This window comes from Bartonella sp. MR100HLJHH (assembly GCF_042194215.1).
Classification (GTDB): domain Bacteria; phylum Pseudomonadota; class Alphaproteobacteria; order Rhizobiales; family Rhizobiaceae; genus Bartonella; species Bartonella grahamii.
In genome coordinates this window covers 1-20,908 of sequence record NZ_JBHIMR010000016.1, presented here as the reverse complement: position 1 = coordinate 20,908, position 20,908 = coordinate 1, and the positions used below count along the sequence as shown (strand labels likewise).

General features: G+C 38.6%; 28 protein-coding genes and 2 pseudogenes. 10 read left to right on the top strand and 20 right to left on the bottom strand.

Annotation, left to right across the window (positions count from 1 at the left end; translation table 11 throughout):
- Nucleotides 1–845: 845 nt before the first annotated feature.
- Nucleotides 846–1,160, bottom strand: a pseudogene (locus ACFIJ7_RS08240) (hypothetical protein); the annotation flags it as partial.
- A 65-nt stretch (nt 1,161–1,225) separates the two neighbouring features.
- Here ACFIJ7_RS08240 and ACFIJ7_RS08235 point away from each other — a divergent pair.
- Both ACFIJ7_RS08235 and ACFIJ7_RS08230 read left to right on the top strand, forming a co-directional pair.
- Nucleotides 1,226–1,537, top strand: coding sequence for a type II toxin-antitoxin system RelE/ParE family toxin (locus tag ACFIJ7_RS08235; protein ID WP_017196508.1), 312 nt, complete (start codon nt 1,226–1,228; stop codon nt 1,535–1,537).
- Nucleotides 1,518–1,799 (top strand): addiction module antidote protein, encoded by a 282-nt coding sequence (locus tag ACFIJ7_RS08230; RefSeq protein ID WP_273788712.1) that lies wholly within the window; start codon nt 1,518–1,520, stop codon nt 1,797–1,799. The genes ACFIJ7_RS08235 and ACFIJ7_RS08230 overlap by 20 nt, the downstream gene beginning before the upstream one ends.
- Nucleotides 1,800–1,833: 34 nt before the next feature.
- Here the strand turns inward: ACFIJ7_RS08230 and ACFIJ7_RS08225 are convergent, their stop codons facing one another.
- The 6 genes and pseudogenes from ACFIJ7_RS08225 to ACFIJ7_RS08200 all read right to left on the bottom strand — a co-directional run bounded on the left by ACFIJ7_RS08225 (nt 1,834) and on the right by ACFIJ7_RS08200 (nt 7,986).
- Nucleotides 1,834–2,214 carry a hypothetical protein gene (locus tag ACFIJ7_RS08225; protein ID WP_114648093.1) on the bottom strand — a complete coding sequence of 127 codons (381 nt, stop codon included), beginning with the start codon at nt 2,212–2,214 and terminating at the stop codon, nt 1,834–1,836.
- A gap of 19 nt (nt 2,215–2,233) precedes the next feature.
- Nucleotides 2,234–3,358 carry a N4-gp56 family major capsid protein gene (locus ACFIJ7_RS08220; protein ID WP_375645018.1) on the bottom strand — a complete coding sequence of 375 codons (1,125 nt, stop codon included), beginning with the start codon at nt 3,356–3,358 and terminating at the stop codon, nt 2,234–2,236.
- A gap of 88 nt (nt 3,359–3,446) precedes the next feature.
- On the bottom strand, nt 3,447–4,337 hold the full coding sequence (locus ACFIJ7_RS08215) for a hypothetical protein (RefSeq protein WP_375645017.1): 891 nt from the start codon (nt 4,335–4,337) through the stop codon (nt 3,447–3,449).
- Between the two features lie 13 nt (nt 4,338–4,350).
- Nucleotides 4,351–6,360 (bottom strand): annotated as a pseudogene (locus tag ACFIJ7_RS08210) (portal protein).
- Entirely contained in the window at nt 6,345–7,673 is a 1,329-nt protein-coding gene (locus ACFIJ7_RS08205; protein WP_375645016.1) for a PBSX family phage terminase large subunit, read from the bottom strand. Before ACFIJ7_RS08205 ends, ACFIJ7_RS08210 begins: the two are co-directional and overlap by 16 nt.
- Nucleotides 7,654–7,986 (bottom strand): hypothetical protein, encoded by a 333-nt coding sequence (locus ACFIJ7_RS08200; RefSeq protein ID WP_375645015.1) that lies wholly within the window; start codon nt 7,984–7,986, stop codon nt 7,654–7,656. The genes ACFIJ7_RS08205 and ACFIJ7_RS08200 overlap by 20 nt, the downstream gene beginning before the upstream one ends.
- Before the next feature lie 209 nt (nt 7,987–8,195).
- Between ACFIJ7_RS08200 and ACFIJ7_RS08195 the strand changes: the two genes are divergently transcribed.
- The gene (locus ACFIJ7_RS08195; protein WP_174888842.1) at nt 8,196–8,828 is read left to right on the top strand and encodes a hypothetical protein; all 633 of its coding nucleotides are present in this window, start codon (nt 8,196–8,198) and stop codon (nt 8,826–8,828) included.
- On the opposite strand, the gene ACFIJ7_RS08190 is transcribed toward ACFIJ7_RS08195, so the two are convergent.
- The 11 genes from ACFIJ7_RS08190 to ACFIJ7_RS08140 all read right to left on the bottom strand — a co-directional run bounded on the left by ACFIJ7_RS08190 (nt 8,800) and on the right by ACFIJ7_RS08140 (nt 15,625).
- The gene (locus tag ACFIJ7_RS08190) at nt 8,800–9,324 is read right to left on the bottom strand and encodes a hypothetical protein (protein WP_375645014.1); all 525 of its coding nucleotides are present in this window, start codon (nt 9,322–9,324) and stop codon (nt 8,800–8,802) included. The genes ACFIJ7_RS08195 and ACFIJ7_RS08190 overlap by 29 nt on opposite strands.
- Nucleotides 9,311–9,649 (bottom strand): hypothetical protein, encoded by a 339-nt coding sequence (locus tag ACFIJ7_RS08185; protein WP_375645013.1) that lies wholly within the window; start codon nt 9,647–9,649, stop codon nt 9,311–9,313. Before ACFIJ7_RS08185 ends, ACFIJ7_RS08190 begins: the two co-directional genes overlap by 14 nt.
- A gap of 14 nt (nt 9,650–9,663) precedes the next feature.
- Nucleotides 9,664–10,104: a single-stranded DNA-binding protein gene (gene ssb / locus ACFIJ7_RS08180; RefSeq protein WP_375645012.1), complete on the bottom strand. Its 441-nt coding sequence runs from the start codon at nt 10,102–10,104 to the stop codon at nt 9,664–9,666.
- A gap of 315 nt (nt 10,105–10,419) precedes the next feature.
- Complete coding sequence (locus ACFIJ7_RS08175) at nt 10,420–11,193, bottom strand: hypothetical protein (RefSeq protein WP_375645011.1); 774 nt, start codon at nt 11,191–11,193, stop codon at nt 10,420–10,422.
- An 80-nt stretch (nt 11,194–11,273) separates the two neighbouring features.
- Nucleotides 11,274–12,071: a hypothetical protein gene (locus ACFIJ7_RS08170; protein ID WP_375645010.1), complete on the bottom strand. Its 798-nt coding sequence runs from the start codon at nt 12,069–12,071 to the stop codon at nt 11,274–11,276.
- A 345-nt stretch (nt 12,072–12,416) separates the two neighbouring features.
- Nucleotides 12,417–12,872, bottom strand: coding sequence for a hypothetical protein (locus tag ACFIJ7_RS08165; RefSeq protein ID WP_375645009.1), 456 nt, complete (start codon nt 12,870–12,872; stop codon nt 12,417–12,419).
- On the bottom strand, nt 12,859–13,188 hold the full coding sequence (locus ACFIJ7_RS08160) for a hypothetical protein (protein WP_375645008.1): 330 nt from the start codon (nt 13,186–13,188) through the stop codon (nt 12,859–12,861). Before ACFIJ7_RS08160 ends, ACFIJ7_RS08165 begins: the two co-directional genes overlap by 14 nt.
- Nucleotides 13,189–13,372: 184 nt before the next feature.
- Nucleotides 13,373–13,714, bottom strand: a complete 342-nt coding sequence (locus tag ACFIJ7_RS08155) for a hypothetical protein (RefSeq protein ID WP_375645007.1) — start codon at nt 13,712–13,714, stop codon at nt 13,373–13,375.
- Nucleotides 13,701–14,819, bottom strand: coding sequence for a hypothetical protein (locus ACFIJ7_RS08150; RefSeq protein ID WP_375645006.1), 1,119 nt, complete (start codon nt 14,817–14,819; stop codon nt 13,701–13,703). The genes ACFIJ7_RS08155 and ACFIJ7_RS08150 overlap by 14 nt, the downstream gene beginning before the upstream one ends.
- Nucleotides 14,809–15,162 carry a DUF1376 domain-containing protein gene (locus ACFIJ7_RS08145; protein ID WP_375645005.1) on the bottom strand — a complete coding sequence of 118 codons (354 nt, stop codon included), beginning with the start codon at nt 15,160–15,162 and terminating at the stop codon, nt 14,809–14,811. The genes ACFIJ7_RS08150 and ACFIJ7_RS08145 overlap by 11 nt, the downstream gene beginning before the upstream one ends.
- Nucleotides 15,152–15,625: a crossover junction endodeoxyribonuclease RuvC gene (locus ACFIJ7_RS08140; protein ID WP_375645004.1), complete on the bottom strand. Its 474-nt coding sequence runs from the start codon at nt 15,623–15,625 to the stop codon at nt 15,152–15,154. Before ACFIJ7_RS08140 ends, ACFIJ7_RS08145 begins: the two co-directional genes overlap by 11 nt.
- Nucleotides 15,626–15,700: 75 nt before the next feature.
- On the opposite strand from ACFIJ7_RS08140, the gene ACFIJ7_RS08135 reads away from it, so the two are divergent.
- Nucleotides 15,701–16,336, top strand: a complete 636-nt coding sequence (locus tag ACFIJ7_RS08135; protein ID WP_375645003.1) for a hypothetical protein — start codon at nt 15,701–15,703, stop codon at nt 16,334–16,336.
- A gap of 198 nt (nt 16,337–16,534) precedes the next feature.
- Here the strand turns inward: ACFIJ7_RS08135 and ACFIJ7_RS08130 are convergent, their stop codons facing one another.
- Both ACFIJ7_RS08130 and ACFIJ7_RS08125 read right to left on the bottom strand, forming a co-directional pair.
- Nucleotides 16,535–17,338 carry a hypothetical protein gene (locus ACFIJ7_RS08130; protein WP_375645002.1) on the bottom strand — a complete coding sequence of 268 codons (804 nt, stop codon included), beginning with the start codon at nt 17,336–17,338 and terminating at the stop codon, nt 16,535–16,537.
- A gap of 10 nt (nt 17,339–17,348) precedes the next feature.
- Nucleotides 17,349–17,666 carry a hypothetical protein gene (locus tag ACFIJ7_RS08125; protein WP_375645001.1) on the bottom strand — a complete coding sequence of 106 codons (318 nt, stop codon included), beginning with the start codon at nt 17,664–17,666 and terminating at the stop codon, nt 17,349–17,351.
- A 94-nt stretch (nt 17,667–17,760) separates the two neighbouring features.
- Between ACFIJ7_RS08125 and ACFIJ7_RS08120 the strand changes: the two genes are divergently transcribed.
- The 6 genes from ACFIJ7_RS08120 to ACFIJ7_RS08095 form a co-directional block, all read left to right on the top strand.
- Entirely contained in the window at nt 17,761–18,072 is a 312-nt protein-coding gene (locus ACFIJ7_RS08120; protein ID WP_114647946.1) for an XRE family transcriptional regulator, read from the top strand.
- Nucleotides 18,073–18,261: 189 nt separating this feature from the next.
- Nucleotides 18,262–18,642 (top strand): hypothetical protein, encoded by a 381-nt coding sequence (locus tag ACFIJ7_RS08115; RefSeq protein ID WP_375645000.1) that lies wholly within the window; start codon nt 18,262–18,264, stop codon nt 18,640–18,642.
- Between the two features lie 113 nt (nt 18,643–18,755).
- On the top strand, nt 18,756–19,301 hold the full coding sequence (locus tag ACFIJ7_RS08110; protein WP_375644999.1) for a hypothetical protein: 546 nt from the start codon (nt 18,756–18,758) through the stop codon (nt 19,299–19,301).
- Nucleotides 19,298–19,759, top strand: a complete 462-nt coding sequence (locus ACFIJ7_RS08105) for a hypothetical protein (RefSeq protein WP_375644998.1) — start codon at nt 19,298–19,300, stop codon at nt 19,757–19,759. The genes ACFIJ7_RS08110 and ACFIJ7_RS08105 overlap by 4 nt, the downstream gene beginning before the upstream one ends.
- Before the next feature lie 5 nt (nt 19,760–19,764).
- Entirely contained in the window at nt 19,765–20,196 is a 432-nt protein-coding gene (locus tag ACFIJ7_RS08100) for a hypothetical protein (RefSeq protein ID WP_375644997.1), read from the top strand.
- Between the two features lie 442 nt (nt 20,197–20,638).
- Nucleotides 20,639–20,908 (top strand): recombinase RecT (locus ACFIJ7_RS08095; protein WP_375644996.1); only part of this gene is annotated, 270 nt, incomplete at its 3' end.

Sequence of the window (20,908 nt, the reverse complement as noted above, 5' to 3'; positions counted from 1 at the left end):
GGTTATAAACGCATATAAAATGCATTGCTATAAACATATCATAAAAGAGAGAGTAAAATAAAAAAAAGCCGTGCCAATTAATATGACGCGGCTTTCAAATGTCTATTCTAATGATTAAAATGAATCAACCACAATGGAGTAATGAATGCATATATACAAAACGTATCATATTGCAAGCGCTCTATTATAGATATAAAAACTTATTAAAAGAAACGTAAATGGTGCGTATGATCTTTAATCACTCATTTGAATGAGAGAGCCTATAAACGCTTGTTATGGCTATCAAACAAATAAAAACGCTCGGTAGCTTTAACAAAACCCGTTTTTTACATTTACGAGCATTGGTTTTCAAAACAATCTCTCATAAGACAATAAACAACCGATTTTATCAAACGCAAGGCTTTAAAAACTGTTATAAACATCAGTTTCAAACGTTTAAACGTGCATTTAGAAAATGCTTTCATAAGCGTATTTTCATTAATTTTATGTTTTTATCATGTGATAACAATCCAATCTTTAAAACAAGATGTGATCTTTAAACGTATGTTATCGATAATTCCAAACAATTAAATTTTAAAACAATGTAATTTGTGCTGTGATAAAAACGTATCATAAATTTATAAACTGTTATGAATGATATCTGCTTTTCATTTCATTTGAATGCACACATGCGTTATAATATTTGCATCATGCTTAGCTTTTTAGGGTCTATTCATACATGGCAATCTTATATAAAAAATGGTCAAATGAATCACGTCTAAAAGAATGGATTCTTAAGTGGATTCATATAAAATAATTTCACACAAACTATTGACTTTATTAGTTTTTTATGCATAATATGTTATCGAACTCAGATAAACGTTTTTGATTTTAACAGCACTTTCGATATGGCTGGTAGTGCTTGCATCATAAACACCTTGTCCCGCCCGTGTCTCAAACACCACATCACGGCTTTCGTTAAAGTAAAAGGTCTCCCGTTCACAAAAACGAATGGCTGCAAAAATACTTTCTTGGATTTGATGAACATACTCATCGGCTATGTCATCAATCTCATCTTGAATGACCGACACAAGGTGCGAAAGTGTCCTCTTATGACGATAAACATCTCGCTTTACTGGTATCGGTCCTCCGGTCTTAACCCGAATATAATGACGTGTCATCAAAATACCTTTCAGTAAAAATTATTACTATTGATATTATATATTTTGTGTAGTATAGTGCACTGATGGTAGCGATAATAAAAACAACAGATGAATTCGATAACTGGTTAGAAAAACTTAAAGACAGAAAAGCTGCTAATATAATTCTTGCAAGGCTTCATAGAATTCGTTCAGGGCTTTTGGGTGATGCAAAGTTTTTTAATGGTATAGGTGAATTACGTATCCACTATGGTGCTGGTTACCGAATTTATTTTACAAAAAAAGGCGATAAAATCATTATATTGCTTTGTGGTGGTGACAAATCCACACAATCCAGTGATATTCAAAAAGCCTTATCTCTTTTAGAGGATCTTAAAAATGAAATTGAAAACCTTTAACTTTGAAAAACACCTCACAACACCAGAATCTCAAGAAGTCTTTTTAAATGAAGCCTTCAAAACTGGTGATGCCTCTCATATAGCGGATGCCCTTGGTATTGTTGCTAGAGCACAAAATATGAGTGCCTTAGCAAAAGAAACCAATCGCGAACGCAGTGGATTATACCGCTCTTTAAGCAAAACAGGTGACCCTAAACTTTCTACCTTAGTCGCTGTCTTATCTGCCCTTAATTTGCAACTCTCTGTACAATCTGCTCCATAAATCGTGAGGGGAATTAAGCCTTCCCCTATACCTCTCAACGATTGGTCACGAATTGCACGACCACAACACACTCACCAGCCGCGGTTGTTTTATCCCGTGTTGCATAAAGCGTAAGCTCTTGATCTTCTGAAACAAACTCTTTTTGGTTGGTTGATGTAAAATCTTGAGTGCTTTGGGTTTTGATATCCTTTTCACTAAACTCATTACCCCCATAGGTGCTACCTATCTTTAATTTCGCATCCGAAAACGCTGTCTTCACAAACGCTTTAATCGAAAGGATCATTGCACCACGCGGTAAAGTCCCGATTTTGCGTGTCAAATGCTTATCTTTATGCGAGATATTCAAACGCAAAAAACTGACCTGATGTGTATGAAGATCTCTGCCGTGTAAGTGTCCTGTTACGCCATCTACCATGTCCTATTTCCTTTCCTCATCACTCAACTTCACCGCTGTAGGTGGGGATAACTATCGTTCCAAAATCTTGGGCTCCTTGTGCTCTTCCGGGCATTTGGAAACGCGTTTTCTTCATGCCCATAATTGTATGCACTCCAAAACCGTATTCGCGTTTGTAGTCGAAGGTTTCTTCTTCGATTTTATAGCGGGTCTTACCGTAACTCTTACCAAATGCCATAACGACACTTTGCGCTCCAAGCAAAACAGCACGGCGCACACCTGCAAGACGTGTACTATCCGTGGATTTAACACCATTGGTGACATGCTCTGATTCACGTAAAATCACACCATTATACATGCCCAGTGAACCATCAAAGATTGGGTTTTTCGCACGAGAGGTTGCATAAACCGATTTTTGAATATCTAACCACTCACCAACGGCTGTATTGGTTCGCAATTGCATGACTTGTGTTGGATGCAAATAGAGGACATAAACATCATCACCATTGACATGAACTGGAGAAATTTGCGGATTGGCAAGTTTGGCTTGTTTAACCGCTTCATCAATCAATTTAAGACTAAAGCTATGTTTGGCTTTTTCTGTAAGATCTTCATCCTTGGTTTTTGCTTCTGGGCGGATAATACGTTCACTGCTTGGTGCCATGATTTCATTAAAGCCATAATGAACCGGCTTAATATACACTTCTCGACCATCAACATTGATCGTACGGGGTGTATAACCACATACCTGAAGAAAGAACATGATGCTTAAACGATTGGCATACCAACGAACTAAACCTTCTTTGGCTTTTTTCCGTAAATTGGGGAGAATTCTCTGTTGGTCAATCGAGTCATCATTCGCTACACGTGCTGCATGTAAAAGCTCGTTAATCACCAACCGATCATTCATAAATTGAAGCGCTTCTTCATTGCCCTCTAAGGTTTCGCCTTGCGTGACACCGTCCCCAAACAGATTGACAAGCAGACTAAACGTAACGCTATCCCCTGCACTCTTATGGGTTTCGTTGTAAAGCTGGATAATGCTGTTCGAACTTTTGCCAATCAGAGGAGCAATTTTTGTCGCTTTCAAAACTTCATTGCTTAATTTCTGTGACCACAATTTCACCGATTGCGGATCATGGGTTCCTATATGTGTTGTTGCCATTGATTTCACCTTTCTTTGCTGTAAAAAAACCGGCTTAAAGCCGGTGGAAAACCCGCATCAAGGCGGATTATGTTGTAAAACTTATTGCCTAATCAGGATCTGCACCCATAATTTCATAAAAACGGGCTTCATTCTTCGGATTTGATATCCAAGCATTGAATTCTTTCTCAGACATATTCGCAAGTGTCTCTTTGGTCATAGGACCCGTCACGCCCCCTCCTCCAGATGCCGTTAAGGTTCTCGCAGAATTCTGACGGCTTTGAAGTTCTGCAACTTGATTATTCGCTTGTAATGCTTGGTTCTGATAGCCAAGATTTTGCGCTATTCTATAAATCTCTTCTGCCGGATTGAGATCTCTTTGTGCACAAGTCGCTACAATCGTACGCAATTCATTCCTTATGATCTCAGAAATTGTGTTTGGATCTGCATACTCAGGATAAAGTGACGACCAAGAACTCAATTCCTTCGCACGCTTCTCATAAAGAAAATTTGCAGCATCACCAAAATCACTGGATTTATTTTGAAACGACTTAACAGAATTGTTGAAAAACTGACCAAGACGTATATCATGCTGCTGCTGTTCCTCAGCTTGTCTTAGCGCTTCTTTCTGTTCCCTAATATACGCATCCTGCTCTCGAATCTTTTTTCCTATCCAACCCATATAACCAATAATGTCTTGTGTAGGGTCTGGGGGTGCATTTTCACCTTCAACCATTGGCGTCTGGGATTGGGGTTCATAAAGCTTGACAAGCGCTTCACGAGCTTGTTTGGCTTGTTGCTCCGCACGCTGCTGTTCTATACTAGGAACAATCTCTGAAGGCTTTTCAACGGTCTCTAAAACCGGCTCTGGAGACGTAATGTCATCATTATCAATCGTTTCACCATCATAAGTGCCAGCATCAAAAGAGCTCTCATCATCAAAGACCGGTGCTCCAACTCTGTAATCTTCATTCATAGCTTCATTCATTTCTGCATTCATTCTTTCACCTTTCTCAACTATGCATACCTCTGTGTAATGCTATTCGCTCTCGCATGATCTGATTGTGTGCCTGAGTATTGAGAAGCTTCTGCCGTTCAATGTCATGGCGCTGTTGCATCATTTCTGCTTCTAATTCTGCTCTCTTTTGACGCATGAACAATTCAATCTGCTTGCCTTGCAAATCCATCTGATGCATCTGTGCTTTCGTCTCTAAGTCTTGTTGCTTTTCCTGCAACTTCATTTCCTGCTCGGGGTCCATCTGCTGTTGTTGTGCCATTTGTTGCTGTTGGAACTTCTCACTGACGCGATTAAGCAATGACGCCGGCAATGGAGAATAACGAAGTAGATCAAGCATAATATCCGGCGTAATCGCATTTTGGAGTAACGGTAAAAGCTGTGTGATAATACCGAAGGTGCGCTCTTTCTCATTTGGGCTCGTTGGCGCATCATCAACTACAATATCATACTCGACACTCGTTACTTCTTCACGCGTCAATGGAATATATTGCGCATTCTCCTCACCAGATATCCGTACCAAACGACCATCAGACAAATAATTCTGTATAAGGTGTAAAATAATCTTACCTTGCCGCTTGCGATACAAACGTAAGCCATCAAACAGACAAGCAAGCAGATTTAAACTGGATTGGCGTCGTTGTGCCTCCAAAATACCCGCTTGTGTCACTTCCCTTGTGCCAATGAATTCGGGGGATAAACCCGTCACCTGATTAATTGCTTCCTTAGCTTCATTAAACAGCTGGAAAAACCCCGTTGGAAATTCTGCTACGGGTTTGGGTTGGATCTTTCCTTGTGCAAGGGCGCCATCTTCAGCAACTAGCAACGCATCAGACCGCGCCCAATCTTGCATAGCCTGCCTGATGTCCTTAAACGCCCCTTCCTCGACAATAAGCCCCCCTTTGGATTGGCTATTAAGGATATACATCACTTGACTGAAATATTTATTCGCCCACCGTTGCGGGTCTTTCGTCGGACGTACAACACCGTAAAACTGACGTTCTATCTTGTCAAAATATCCCGTTATACACTCCCAACCCAATTGACCAGCTGGAACCAATGGTTGATCTGGGGATTCAAGCAATTTCCTCCCTAAAAAAACACGTCTTACAACCTTTTTATTGAAAGCCGCCCCTTGAATATTAGGCATCATGCATTGGAGCTGCTTAAATTCCTCTTCGCTATAGTCACGAAGTTCACCCGTTTCTAAATCAGCTGCCTTGTAATACCTCTCGCTTTCAAACCAACGGCATTCAACAAGCGTGACCATCCGACGACCGTTTTCAACATCAATGCTCCCTTCATCACTGTAATAATCAAGATCATTATGGTGAACACCTTCATGAGAGCTCCCATCCCTTGCCCAATCTGCACTCAACTCTGTCCAATGAGATTTGGGAAACATCTGCTTGGCTACTTCCAAAGGCTTGCGGTCCACATACCACAAACGTTGCGCATCGGTTAAATTCGGTTGCACTGCCGCACTATCCCAGACCACTTTCAGTGGGTCTAAACGCGTAATTACCGGTTCACCATCGAGGCTGTTCTCATAATCAAGCCGTGTATCAGTCCACCCCATGCCGCAGATAACCGCATCTTGGAAAGCGTCACTATCAGCGTATTCTGCATGCGCCATGTCCCGAAACTATTCTGCCGCACCGGTAAGCAATTCACTTGGCAATGCCTTGCCTATTTGACGGGGGATGAATTGCACTTCTCGCTTATTATTTCTCTCTGAACCTACAACAGCATTCACAAGCGGAGCAATACGATTAAAGGTCATAACGGGGCGGCGTTGCTTTTTTAACGCCGATAAATCTTCTTCATTCCATTGATCACCATTGTAAAAACCAAAATCCTCCCGTGCATGTTCACGCCATTTATTCACATGCTCCACATCTTCTTTGTACCAGCTCACAAGCTTACGAAATAAGCCTTCTGTCGACAGATCTGATGCGTTACTTTCTTTGTCTAAATGTTCATCATCATGCATCATTCTGCCATCCATGAGGTACTATCATATTCCGTTCTGCCGCTATAAGCTGGTCGCTTTTGTATTTCTTTTGGTGGTTTGTATGAAATGCACATCAGTCCAAAGGCATCTGCCCCATGACTGGACCAATCATGCTCTGCTCCCAAGCCAATATTACGCTTCTCATCCCATTTCTCGTGATACCAGTTCAGTGCCTTGCGTCCTGCTACCGTCGTCTTCTCATTAAACCAAACAGAAGGCAAAACACGGCGGACTGTTTCTATACGTATTTTAACAGCCCCTGCTCCCTGATTAGGGATAACTTTTGTTTGAAAGCCTGCCTGTTTAAGAGCGCTCTCAAAACTCACATTGTGCACACGATCTCTCGTCGCACCGTCATGGGGAAGAACCATCAATGCCTTCTCATAGCCATTTTGACGCAACCAGCCTATATGCTCTGATAACGGTTGTCCCTGTGCTTCGTAATAATTAAGCACTCTAATCTCTCTACCAACAAATTGTGCTATCCATATCGCTGTGGCATCTGCCTTAGCACCCGTGCCCCCAATATCCCAAAAGGCGCGTATCTGCATTAAAGGATCACGAGCAACACGCCCTATCCGCCCCTCTTGCTCAGCTGCCAACATTTCCTTTTGATAATAAGCACCCTGAACCGCTGTAAGATAAGCCCCCTCCCAAATATGCTTATAAGTCTCGGGGCGGTTTCTAAGATCATCAAGCCGCGCTTCATTCAAGATCTTGGGAAACTTCGGATTGTCTGACCAGTTGATCTCAACACGCTTAATTGCCTCATTGTCTGAAAAGCGAAACCGCTTCTCAACGGGGGCATTCTCTCGCAATGGGTTCCATGTCACCCATAACTCTGCTCTCCACCCCTCTCCCTCTTCACGCAACGTCGGTATAAGCGTTTGCCAAGCTGTCTCTGTAACGGGCTCTGCCTCATCAACCCAACAAAGCAAAATACGCCCCATGGATTTGATACTTGCAATATTCCGGTCAAGACCAGAAAACTGAAAGGCTATACGACCATCTATCGACTTAATCGACGACTCCCCAACCTTGTAATAGTCCTTTAAAAAGTCATGCGCTTCAATGGCGCGTTTAATCTCCTCCAATGAACTTTCTGCTAGCGAGTTTTGAAACTGCCGTGCACAAAGTATAGTGCCTGATATCCCTTCCCTACCAAATTGATAGCCTTTTAAAGCAGCCATCAAGGCAAATGATCTTGTTTTCCCAGACCCTCGTCCACCCCAAGCCGCTCGTACCAAAGCATCCCCTGCAAAAATAGGAATGAGTTTTGGTACAATATTAATCTGTCGTGTCGTCATTCACTAAAGGCGCGATTTCTACACGCGTTATCATCTTAACGGCTCCCCCATCTTCCCCTGTCACTTGCAAAGGCAACACCTTACCAAGCAACGCTAAATAAGCCGCTGGACATTCCATAGCCTGCTTTTCCAAATAAGAGATCAAACCATCCTTGCCAATTTTATTCCCAGCATTCTCAGCAGCCTTAACCACTGCTTCTTTTAAAATGCGCGTCATCTTATTCGGAACGCCTTTGACACGCCCTTGACCTGCCTTTGGTGGTATACGCTTTTTAATCGGTTGTGGAGCCTGCTGTGTATTTTCTGATGTCATAAAATACGCCCTCCAAATAATAAAAAACCCCGCATTTGCGGGGATTCCAAACTGCACTGCCTCTCGTCTAGACAAAATACGCCTAAGTACAGCAATGTCATTAAATACGATTTGCTACACTTTGTCAACACTAAAATAACACATATTGATAACTTCAAAGGGAATCAGTTAGTGATAATTCCAATAAAACCAATTAAAGAGCAATAAACATGACAATCGTATTAATTATCTTATGTATTCTACTATTACTTCCATTTATTGGAATTATACTGGAAGCCTTATGTGCTATAATTGGTTACGGTATAGGTGCCGCTATGATTGGAGGTCTTATTTTTCTATTAATAATAGGAGCAAAGTTCTTAGGATTTATATATAGCTTGTATTTAATAATAGCGTTTCTGGTATTGATTACAATTTATAACCTCAAATCAAACGGAAACACATGGGGAGAAGCAATTTCATACAGCACTGCAGTATTTTTACCACTGCTTATCTTATGGTCTCTTACGTGGCTTCTCGGTTGGAATCCTGATATGATCGATATAGCATCAGTATTGATGCTAATAGCTGTAGTATGTTCTATTATTGCGATCCTAATCACATTCAATCCTCCGACGGAAGATATTAAAGTCTATTCTGGACTTATAGTTAAAATATATTGCGTAATATCTATATTTTTGGCAGGTCTTTGTTGGAGCAAAACGACGGCAATAATAACGGCAATAGTATCAGGAATAATATTAATTGGCTATTTCATTAGGGTTGCAATGATTGCATGTTCAGATAATGATAAACCTGATGAAGAAAAAGTCTCTAATAAAAATGCTTTCGAAGAGCATTAAGAGCAACGCGCAGTGAATTCACAAGGTGTGATAGCATTTGATCTTCTATAACGAGGTACTGTAGTGCTGCATGAAGATTATACTGTCTATAGAGGCATTGTGCTTCTTTTAGTGCCTCTTGCGTGTTTATAAACTGCTCTGTTGCAAATGCTACCCATTTATCTCTTGCCTTATCATCTGAAGATGACGGCATTTCGTCATAAATTGCATTAGGCAAGCCTTTTGCACAAAGGTAATCGTTTCTTATCTGTAGATACTGCTGGGCGGCATCATATTGCTCTTGTGTTATTACACCTTGCAAACAAAGTCGCCCTATATAAGTACCAGAAAGTGGATTTTTTGCCTCTTGTAGCGTTAAACCGAAGCGCTTTGCACGCATTTCTATTGCCAATTTATCAACGGCTTCACGCGGTGCTTTTGCACGTGATATACGTCCGTTTGGTTCTCTTACCTGCCCTTTTATTTTAGGGCGTCCCCTTTTTTTATTTTTTTTCACAGATAACCTCAGGCACCTGTTTAACGTTTTCCCAAATTTTCTCTGAGTTTGACCGTGTCTCTCCACCCAAAATCACTACAAATAACAGTAACACTACTGATATACCAAAGGCTGCTAATTTTTTCCAATCATCATCATCACGTATCATCCACACGAAGATAATGACCATCATTACAATTAGAAAGTCTGATGATATATTACAGAATGTCTCAATCTTATTATTATGTTGTAATGATTTTATCTCTTGCTCTGTAATAGTATAGTTATAAACTGGCTTAGATTTACAGATTGCACTAAAGGTATGGAGCGGCGGCTTATCAGACATTTAAATACCCTCTATTAAAAAGGAACACTGTCATTCATAACGGTATGGGGTGTATCAAGAAGTCTGTAAATGCTTCTGTCATAAGTTGATGACGGCTCTTGATTATCATCATTTTTGCCATCTAAAAGCTTTAACTCGCCTTTGTACTGAGGCAATATGACTTCTGTTACATACCGTTCAACACCGTTTTTATCTTGCCATTTACGAGTTTGTAGTCGCCCCTCGATATAAACTTTGCTACCTTTACTGAGATACTGAAGTGCTACTTTTGCCAAATGTGGATTAAACACCACAATGGAATGCCATTCAGTTTTGTCTACTTTCTTATTGGTTGCCTTGTCTATATAGCTCTCAGACGTTGCTATACGAAAATTGACCACCTCGATGCCAGATGACATTGTTTTGCTTTCTGGATTGGCACCTAAATGACCAATTAAAATCACTTTATTAAGCATTTGTTTTCTGTCCTTTAATGGAAAATAGTACTTAGAACAAAACAAACTCACAACTGATGATAGTATAACACATTATGGGGTGTAATTACAAACGAAATTTATTATAACCCACTGAATCTAAAGAATGAATCTCATTTTTATTTTACTTAACAGCTTGCGTTTTGATACGTTTTGTGCAATAAAGAGATGTTCTTTTATATTTCGATTGGTTATTTTAATCGTTTATTTAGATCGCTAGCTGTTTTGATCATAAAAGCCGTATCAATTCATTTTGACGCGGCTTTTTTGCTATAAAGCAGCCCCCCGCGCCGTCATTTACGCTGCTCTTTCAGTGATTACATCATTACTACAAACATCATCACGAAATGTTTTCTTTTCCTTAAGAGCGGCGTTGCCATAAATCTTAACATCTTTGTAAACAACCGCTTTTCCATAAACTCTTGCATTATCAAAAATATGAGCACCCTCATATATATAAGCAGACCCTGATACTTTTGCATTGCCATAAACAAAGCCACTCACATCAGCACTATGCCAAACCTTGGCATTGTCATAAATTTTTGCATTTACAGCAATAAAGGCTTTCCCATAAACCACGGCATTGTTACAAACTTGACCACAAATTTTTGCATCACCATAAACCTTGGCATTATCATTAACCACGCACTTGCCATAAACTACTCCCTTACCACGAACCCACATACTACCATTAACACTCGCATTATCAGAAACCTGTGCATTGCCATAAACATGGGTATCATGACCATAAACTTTAGCTTTTCCACTCACTATAGCATTACCATAAACTTTAGCATTTTGAGCAATAATGGCATCATTACGTATTTTTGCATTTTCAGAAACGACGGCATTCACAGCAACTATAGCATTATCATACACCCAGCAATTACCATCATGTGAGAGATTATCTTCACTTTCAATAAAGCCACCAAGATCACCAGCCTTGACATCATCGAAATCCCTTAAAGCTTTAATGCGATAAAAGTGTTTAGGTTGACGGGTTTCAGCATCTTTAACTTCTTTAATTTCGTCTGTAATTTCATATTTTTTAGATACATTTTTAGCGTTCATAGGTAACTCCTAATCTAATATTTAAACAAATTTTGAATGAAATGGTTATAAGGAGGCGCCCCCGCACCGCCGCTGCTGTCTTATGCTGCTTTTTCTAAAATATTATTCGAGTTATATATGACTTTATTGCCACTATAAACCTCACCTTCCCTATGAACAAAATCACACTCTCTTAATTTTGCCTTGCCTGAAACCTTCCCATAAATTTTTGAATAACCTGATATTTTTGCATTACCATAAATAATCCCATGAATTTCAGCATGCCCTTCAATAACAGCGTTCCCATGAACGTGTGCATTTTTATAAAGTTTTGAAAAGCCTAGAACCTTGGCATTACCATAAACTTTTACATCAGCATAAATGCAAGCATATCCAGAAAGCTTGGCATTACCAAAAATATGTGTATCATTAAAAACCCAAGCATTATAATGAACGTGCGCATTCCCATAAATTCTTGCACGAGGATAAATACGTGCAAAACCATAAACCTCAGCATTTCCATAAACAAAGCCACCTACAACCGCCTTGCCATAAACACGGGCGTTTTCATAAATACAAGCTTCCACATTAACATGAGCATAACCACTTACAACGGCATTATCGTAAACCCGTGCATTAGCATAAACCTTGGCTTTACCTCCGACCCAGCAATTGCCATGATGCGATAAATTGTATTCACTACCTATAAAGCCGCCGAGCTCCCCTTTTTTGACATCTCCAAAATCTCTTAATGCTCTAATTCTATGAAGTGTCTTAAAACCAACTTCAATTGTCTCGCCTGTAAATTCGTATTTTTTTGCAAACTCTCTCTTTTTAAAAGAGCCATTATCATCTGTAATAAAAAAGGAAGATTCTTGATTTTTAACTGTAGCTTTCATGCTAGTAATCCTAGTTATTTAGATTTGTTATTGACGCCCCTAAAAGGGCGCCGGGTGCTAACAAACACGGTAACTAGTCCGCCGTCACACTTTTCTCATAAAGAGTATTGTATGATGTGACCACACCCGACAAAATCGTTATATGCTAGAGACAGCATAAAAGAAAGCCAGTATTTTAAGAAATGGGAGAAACCTTTTCGTGGTTTACTCGCTAGTTATTAGTGTTGTTAAGCACTTATCAACCTTTTTAAACGAACCTTTCTTTAATGTCAATACGTATTTTTTATTTTTTCCACTTTTTTCATTTTGATACCTACATCATTGAATATCAAGTGCTTTTAAATTTTACTTTTGGTTTTTAGTATAAAAATGTAGTGCGTAAATGGACATGTTTATTAAACTGCGTGTATGCAACATGAGAAAGAATGAATAAATTAAAAAAAAGTACCAAATAACGATATCTAAATACCAAAATACAGTATAACTATTTGGAAAAATTAAAACGACAAGTGCTAAACTTATTAGCTTTAAGAGTCGGTGCATATACTGTTGTAAATCACGTGTTAATATCTTCCAACCTGTTGTATCATCATCTTTTTTATATTTTGGATTGTTCTGCAACTCAAAAGGAATATGAGAATTGCATAAAATTACAAAAATATTTGTTATTATTATCAAACCAAAAGATGCAAATATCAAAATACTTTGAATAAAGTAGGGATTTTTTTTAATTCCTAAAAAACATAAAAATATAAAAATTATAATACCAAACAAGGCTCTTAGCTGCTTATCTGTAAACATATTTATTTCCTGCGGTTTTTGATAATTTTTTGATCTCTTTATTGATCTCGTCTATAAGAGGTTCGTAATTGAGAACGCTTTGCGGAATACCACCCCCATAAACCCATGCTTTCACTTGCGCCTTGGTACTGTAATCAACTTTCTCAGGCATCTCATGATACTGACCACCGTCAAATTCTTCGTATTCTCTTGTGCCATCATCATATTCGTAAAGGTTATAAAAATACTCTGCTACCCCTAATCCCCATGGTGCATGACCGACCGCCGTTGCTACAAATCTTTTTTGCCCTTTCTGTTTACGTTTTTTTAAAAACATCTGGTTTAATATCCCCTATCTAAATCCATAACTTTACCAATGGGTTTATTTGCCTCAAAATGGACTGTACAGAAGCGTTTTTAATTTCAATGTGTTTTTATCATAAAATCTTTAAATCGCTCTGTACGGTGCCTTTCTGTCAATTTAAACGCATGTCTATTCTCAAAAGCATCAGCAAATTTCACTACTTTGCTGTTTTTTCGGATGCTTTTAAATACGATTTCATGACTGATGCTCCCGACAAAAGCTCTGCTTTCAAATTTCTGCAATACTCTGCAAGCTCTGCTCCTGTTGGCATAAAGGTTTTCGATAATCCTTTTGCTTTTCCGCATATGATATCCTTAACAGCCTGCTTTAGAGCGTATTCTGAAGCATCTGATAAGGCTATGCTGTAATTTAAAGCGATAACATTAGGGTCTATATTTGCCGGTATTTTTAGACCAGAAAGCAAATAAGCAACCGCCTCGATATGTTCAACCGTAACTTTCCGTGAAAGCAGTGCGTGTAAGCGATTACAGTCTTGCAAAACTTGCGATCTCTCCTCCAGCGTCAACGGCTTTCCATGCATAGAGGTTGGAGGGTACACACTCCGGTCCACTCTCTTGGCAAGTGCTTGCAAATGAACTGATAGCCTCTGTATCTCTGCTGCATTCTGATCCATAAGAATTGCTAGTGGTGATTGCTGCTTTGAGTGTACTGAAGCTTTGTGAAAGGCTGTTTGTGAAGTTATTTGTTGAGAGCTTATAGCGTTCGTTTGCATATCGTTTCTCCTGTTCTAATTTCTTGGCTAGCGTTCCATTCTGGTTAATAATCCAACCACACCAAGCACTTTGCCAATCGCGATTGTTTGCATTTCGACATGGGTTGGCTTTCCAATGAAGTTTAAATCTTTCGAATTCTAATAACGCCTCATCATGCGTTAAGCCTTTATCGATTGCGTATTGCAAATCGGGTTCAAAATCTTCTGGTACGCTTCCAAGTTCTTTTTTCCCCTTACTTCGCTTGGCTTTCTTAGGAACGCTTGTCTGCTCGTGAATGGGAGGTTGGTTGGTTTGCTCTGATTGGCTTTCAACATCACACTCGATTGGCTCGTCAACCAAATCGATTGTTTCTAAATCTTCAAAATCAATTTCTTTTTTTAATAAAACGTTAGTTTTATTTTTTTTATATATGTTAATGTTATTGTTAATGGCATTGCGTTCGCATTGCGCAACACTATGCGCATCGTATGCGCTCTGCATGCAATCCGCATATGCGTTTTCTTTTATATGATTATTGTCATTTTTACCTTTTGTTTTATGCCATCTAGAATGAGCTGCTTTTGTTGCTGCTTCTGATTTCTCTTTGCTATCATTTAATTCTAATTCAACATCTGGATTCCACAACCGACCATCTTCTAAACAAATGATATGTCCAGTTTCTAATAAAAGATCTAATGCCTTCTGAAATTTTTTTACTGAGCAGCCAGCCAATAAAGATAACACTTTAAAATTATTCGTAAGCGGCTCTCCTGTGCGAAGCATTTGAAAGCGCAACTTAACATATATGAAACCTTCAAAAGCTGGCAAATATGCAAGATCAAGTAGCCACTTGTCTGCAAAAAGCCTCGTCCATGGCAACTTAGTTGACATACTTCACCTCCCTTTCTTTATTATTATTGCAAGTGAAATTATCTAGCTCTTCTTCACTGAGACTGTTGAGTTCTTTTTCAACTTCTGAATTCCACAACCCACCATTGTCTAAACGTATGATGAATCCACCTTCAATCAAGGAATTCAAAGCTGTTTCAAACTCTTCTACTGGATAACCAACCCAAAAAGCTAATACCCTTAAGTCCTTTAAAATAGGCTCACCAGTATGGAGCATTAGAAGTCGCAACATGACATAGATACATTTCTCGGTCGGCGACAAACAACCAAGAGTAACAAGCCATCTGTCTGCAAAAAGCCTCGTCCATGGTAATTTACTGGACATACCCCAATTCCCTTTCTTTAACTAAATATAAAATTGCTAAAGCATCTGCTTCGTTGTCATCTTTCGGATTGTGCCCTTTTGCACGCACCGCCTTAATCATCTCTTCTTTCGACGCATTCCCCTTGCCTGTCGTCGCTTTCTTAATCGTACTTACTGGTATCCCCTCATACGGTATCTGATGCTGTTCACACCACGCCGTTAACGTTGCTAACAAACCACCGTAAACATGCGCTGCATCTGTACCAACATGCCGACGCACCTCTTCAAAATACACCGCGTCAATTTGACCTGCTGTCTGCTTTATTTCTGATAGCCATTGTTTAAAACGCAAGTAACGCATTCCACCGCCTTCAAAACGGCGCGATTGAAAATTCACGGTACCACTGAATATGTCACCACTTGCACCACGTATCGCCCACCCCGTCTTCGTACCTAGATCAAAACAAAGAATCGTGTTAATCACAGCGCCACTCCATACATAACGTGTTTTATAAGATTGTTTTTTTCCGAAAATGAAGGAAAGAAGGGTGTATAGGATATGGAAACAATACTTAAATGGATAAGTGCATTAGATACTACTGTCATTGCTATTCTTAATGGAATTTTCCTTTTTTGGTTTAGAAAACAAGACTTTAAAAAAATAGATGAACAAATAAAGCACCTTGAAAGCCAAGCTGAAACGGCAAAAAAACATCTCACCATCTTATGGCAAGAAAAAGAAACGCGAGACTTAGGTCCAAATCTAAAGGTTGTTATAGATGGGAAACCATACGCATATAGGAGCGGTAAAGATTTCTTTATTAGAGTAGATGTAATCATAAAAAATCCTACAAAATATTCAATAAAAATGAATAATTTTCAGATAGATAAAAAAAGTCCGTTTGCATTTGTTGAAGGTGGTTCTATAGATCATGTAATAGCTTTTACCCCTGAGAATGAAAAATACATGGGGTTTGAAAGCCCTTTTAGAGCAGACTTAAACTCTCAGGACATATGCGGCTATTTTAGTCTAAAAAGACATGAAAAAGCACTATTTACTCTCACAGTTCGCCACCTCAAACCAAATATCGAAACTGTACCAATCTTTATCATTGAACACACTTCATCAAATCACCCAGAAAGAGTGGTTCAAACTAAGTTTTGGCCTAGCTTTTTTCTATCTTTTGAAGAATAGAAAATGTTAGAAGGAGATAATTTTTGAATTATCTTTTCTTGCTCGTGTATTATTTTATCTTTTTCCATTATCTCATCTCTTAAATTTTGTGTCTTTTTATAGAAGTAATAAACGTGATAAAGTGCCACTACGTTACAAATTATTAATGTGATATATTTAGATAAATACTTAATTTCTTCTGGACTCATCCCTCTCTCCTCACTTACCCTTCTTCTTACTCTTCTTATTCTTATGAGCCGGCGCTTTTACTACTTCATCACGCGGCTTAAGCTCTTGTGTTAGTCTTTGAATTTCCGTATCACGTGATTGCACATCTGCTTCGAGTGCCTCTATCGTTTCACTTTTCCGTTTAAACTCTTCTCGGTACGCATCTATCTTTTGCTTAAGTTCTTCAATTTTCTCGTCACGTTCTTCAATTTCCGTATCACGTGATTGAATATCTGCTTTTAGTGTCATTACAACTTCACTTACATTTCTGAACGCCTTTTCATGCTCTTCAGTCTGTTGCTTAAATTTTTTTATTAGCTTGTCACGTTCTTTAATTTCCTCGTCGCGTTCTTCAATCTCTTGCTTCAGTTCTTCAATTTCCGCATCACGTGATTGCACATCTGCTTTTAGTGTCATTACAACTTCACTTACATTTCTGAACGCCTTTTCATGCTCTTCAGTCTGTTGCTTAAATTTTTTTATTAGCTTGTCACGTTCTTTAATTTCCTCGTCGCGTTCTTCAATCTCTTGCTTCAGTTCTTCAATTTCCGCATCACGTGATTGCACATCTGCTTTTAGTGTCATTACAACTTCACTTACATTTCTGAACGCCTTTTCATGCTCTTCAGTCTTTTGTTTCAGTTGTTTAATTTCCTCGTCACATTCTTCCATTTCCTCGTCACGCTCTTTAAGTGCTTTAACTTGGTTGCGATAATGCAATGCAATACGAAACATCACTCCGCTTAAGAGCAAAACTGAAACCACTGCTATCCATAAAATCTCATTCGAACTCATCTTTATCTCCTTAATGCTGCAAAGTCTCACCCGCGCTATCAACGCTGGAACTTTTGCAAATTTTCGTAATTGGGGGGTGTTGCTCTTGCATTAATCTCTGCAAGCGCTCGGGATAAAAAAAATCTTCTGGACGCAAATCTATCCCATGATCACGTGCGTAGGTTAATAACTGCGCTTGATAAATTGAAGGAAACAATCCATTAGAACCACCCTTCTCTTTAGAATAAGTGATACGATAAACAGCACCTTTACATTTCTTCAAAATACGCGAAACGTTAACAGCCCCCCCTAGATATTTTATTATAGTATACGCAGGTTCTTTTTTCATAAAGATAAAATTTCATATTTTATGAATTTTATCAAGATAAAATTTCATATTTTTTTTATTGATTTTTCATTTCATATGAAAGACTTTGTATTTTATGGAATCAGATCAGTTAAAGGTATGGCTTAATGCGCAATTAGCTAAAAATGGTCATGGTAGTAAGAAAATGCTAGCCAAGCATTTAGGAGTGTTACCATCTACCTTAACTAGTATGTTGCATGATTCAGGTACAAAAAGATCAATAAAAGCAAGTGAATTAATAGAAATTATTGATTTTTTTGGCGAAATCCCCCCTTTTCTAATCAAAGAATCTGAACAGTTTATTCAACTGTATTATCAAGCAAATCCCGAAGTTCAGAAAGCTGTTTTAACGATTCTTCAGAATTCTTGTTCTTCAGACAAAAAATAATAGCAGCCATCACTTTTTTATCTCCACAATTCCAAAGTTTTTCTAACATTAGTTTATCCATAATTAACCTACACTTTATTAAAATTTCATATTTTCTGAATTTTTATATTGACAATTTTCATAAATAATGAAATATAAGTTCCATATCTTAGAAAATAACTTTTGCCAATAGGCTCTATGGAGGCATTTGTGACAAAACCAGTGTTTATAAATTCTGATGAAATTCTCTTAGTGATGTGCGAAAATGAAGAGCAAAATCTCGCTAAATCTGGTCCTTTCTTAGAAGAAAGTGACATGATCAAATTTATCGACCAAGCCGATAATGCTGTCCAAATTTTGCGTATTGAACCAACGACTAATCGTTGCGAAGACATCTCTGAAGATATTGCCGAATTCTATCTTAAAGAATGTGAAGAGCAGTGTTTCAACGGAAACATTCCTCACGACTTTGTTACGCATAGTTCAGCATACGGTTTTTTTTTAGATGATATAAAACAGCGCGAATATGATGATGCAATGTATGGTTCTTACGAAAAACAACACCGTTTGCGTCCTTGTGATGTGCTTTAAAAGCTAAAGGCGTTTTTAAAAGACGCCTCCTTTTCAAAAAATTCACCACACAATGCAATGCCGTTCTTTTGCAAGAACGACAAAGGCAGAGTCTAACTTAAAGGAGTAAAATCATGGAAAAAAAATACGAACTTACTGATGAAACAATCGAAGTTGGGCGCAGAACGCTCCGCCGCATTCGTGCATTAAGGGATTTCGATGATGTCAAGGCTGGTGATCTTGGCGGCTATATCGAGAAAGAAGACAATCTAAGTCATGATGGCAATTGCTGGGTTGGGGGCTATGCCAAGGTTTATGATGATGCTAAGGTTTACGAAAATGCACAAGTTTACGGTTATGCCGAGGTTTACGGCAATTCTCGTATTTATGGCAAAGCAGAAGTTTTCGATGAACCATGCATTTACGGTCATGCAGAAGTTTACGGTGATGCATATATTTGCGGTGAACCGCACATTTTTGATAATGCAGAAGTTTATGGCAATGCACAAGTTTACGAAGAGCCACACATTTACGATAGGGCGCGTGTTTACGGCAATGCAGAAGTTTCCGGTGATGCGCATGTTTACGGTCATGCAAAAATTTATGGTGAAGCATGTGTATGTTGGGACGACTGGATTGATGGCGATAAAAGAATCTCAACTGGAGAAAAGACCAGATGAAAAAATACGAATTTACTGATGAAAAAATTGTGTTTGATGGAAGAACTCTTCACCGAATTAGAGCATTAAGAGACTTTGGATATGTCAAAAAAGGTGACCTAGGCGGTTTTATAGAAAAAGAGAGCAACTTAAGCCATAAGAGAGACTGTTGGATTTTTGGCAATGCACACGTTTACGGTGATGCCAAAGTTTATGATGATGCGCGGGTTTATGGGAATGCACGCGTTTATGGCAATGCACAAGTTTCTGATTATGCCGAAGTTGGTGGTGCTTATGTTGGAGATAATGCCAAGGTTTTTGACTATGCGCGGATTTATGGGAATTCTGTTATAGGGAAAAGTGTACACGTTTACGGAAATGCTAAAATTTACAATCAAGCATATATTTGCTGTCGTGTAAACATTGCTGGAAATTGTAAAATTAGTGGCTCCACCATAATCGAAGAACGTGAGAAATAGTAATCATGGAAAAAAAATATGAACTTACTGATGAAACAATTGAGTTTGATGGCAGAACTCTCCACCGCATACGTTCATTGAGAAGCTTCGGAAAAATCAAGAAAGGTGACCTAGGCGGCTTTATAGAAAGTGAGAGCAACTTAAGTCATGAAGGAGACTGTTGGGTTTATGATGATGCCATGGTTTATAGCGGTGCAAAAGTTTACAACAATGCCAAGGTATTTGATAACTCAAAAGTTTGTTATTTTGCAAATATTTATGAAAATGCAACAATTCATCATAACGCAAAAATATATGGTGGTCGTATTTTTGGAAAAGCACATGTTTACGAAAATGCAAGTGTTCATTGCAATGCAGAAGTGTATGGTAACGCACACATTTACGGAGATTCAGAGGTTCGTGGAGGCAGTATTATCACAACGAGCGAGAGAAGATAATTATTATGTATAGATATGAAATTAAACCTACTTTGTGTTCGCAGTTAGTTGTGAGAAATACCCACAATCCAGGTGAACTTTGTATAACGATCTCTGGAGATAAGGGCGAGCCCTATGTAGATACCATAATCTCTAAAGACAAAATAGATGCCTTCTTAAGTGAAGAGAATATCGTGCCAATGGAACTCATAGGATCGCAATGCTTTGCATTTTCATACGAATTCAGACCGTTTGCATGCACTAGATTTGAAATGATACCACCCAATTCAGATGAATCTTTCTTGTTGACGCTATATTCTGATCATTGTGCATATATAAAACGCATTCCAATTGATCGGATTGTACAACCTGTAAAGACAAAACTCTAACACCCCAAAACCAGTCTTTTAACACCAGCGTGATTCACGCCACGGGTGAATTGCGCGCAATGTAGGAAATCAAGATGACAAATTCTACTTTTTTAAAAGAAATGGCAGAAAAATATGGATTTTCTGCTGAAGAATTTCGAGCCACAATCATAAAAACTTGTATTGGAGATAAAAATGCTAGTGTCATCACTAATGCAGAATTTGCCGTTTTTCTTTTTGTTGCCAATACTTATGGACTTAACCCTTTAACAAAAGAAATCTATGCATTCCCTAAAAAAGGCGGCGGCATCATACCCGTTGTTTCTATCGACGGTTGGATAAAGATCATCAAATCAAATCCTGAC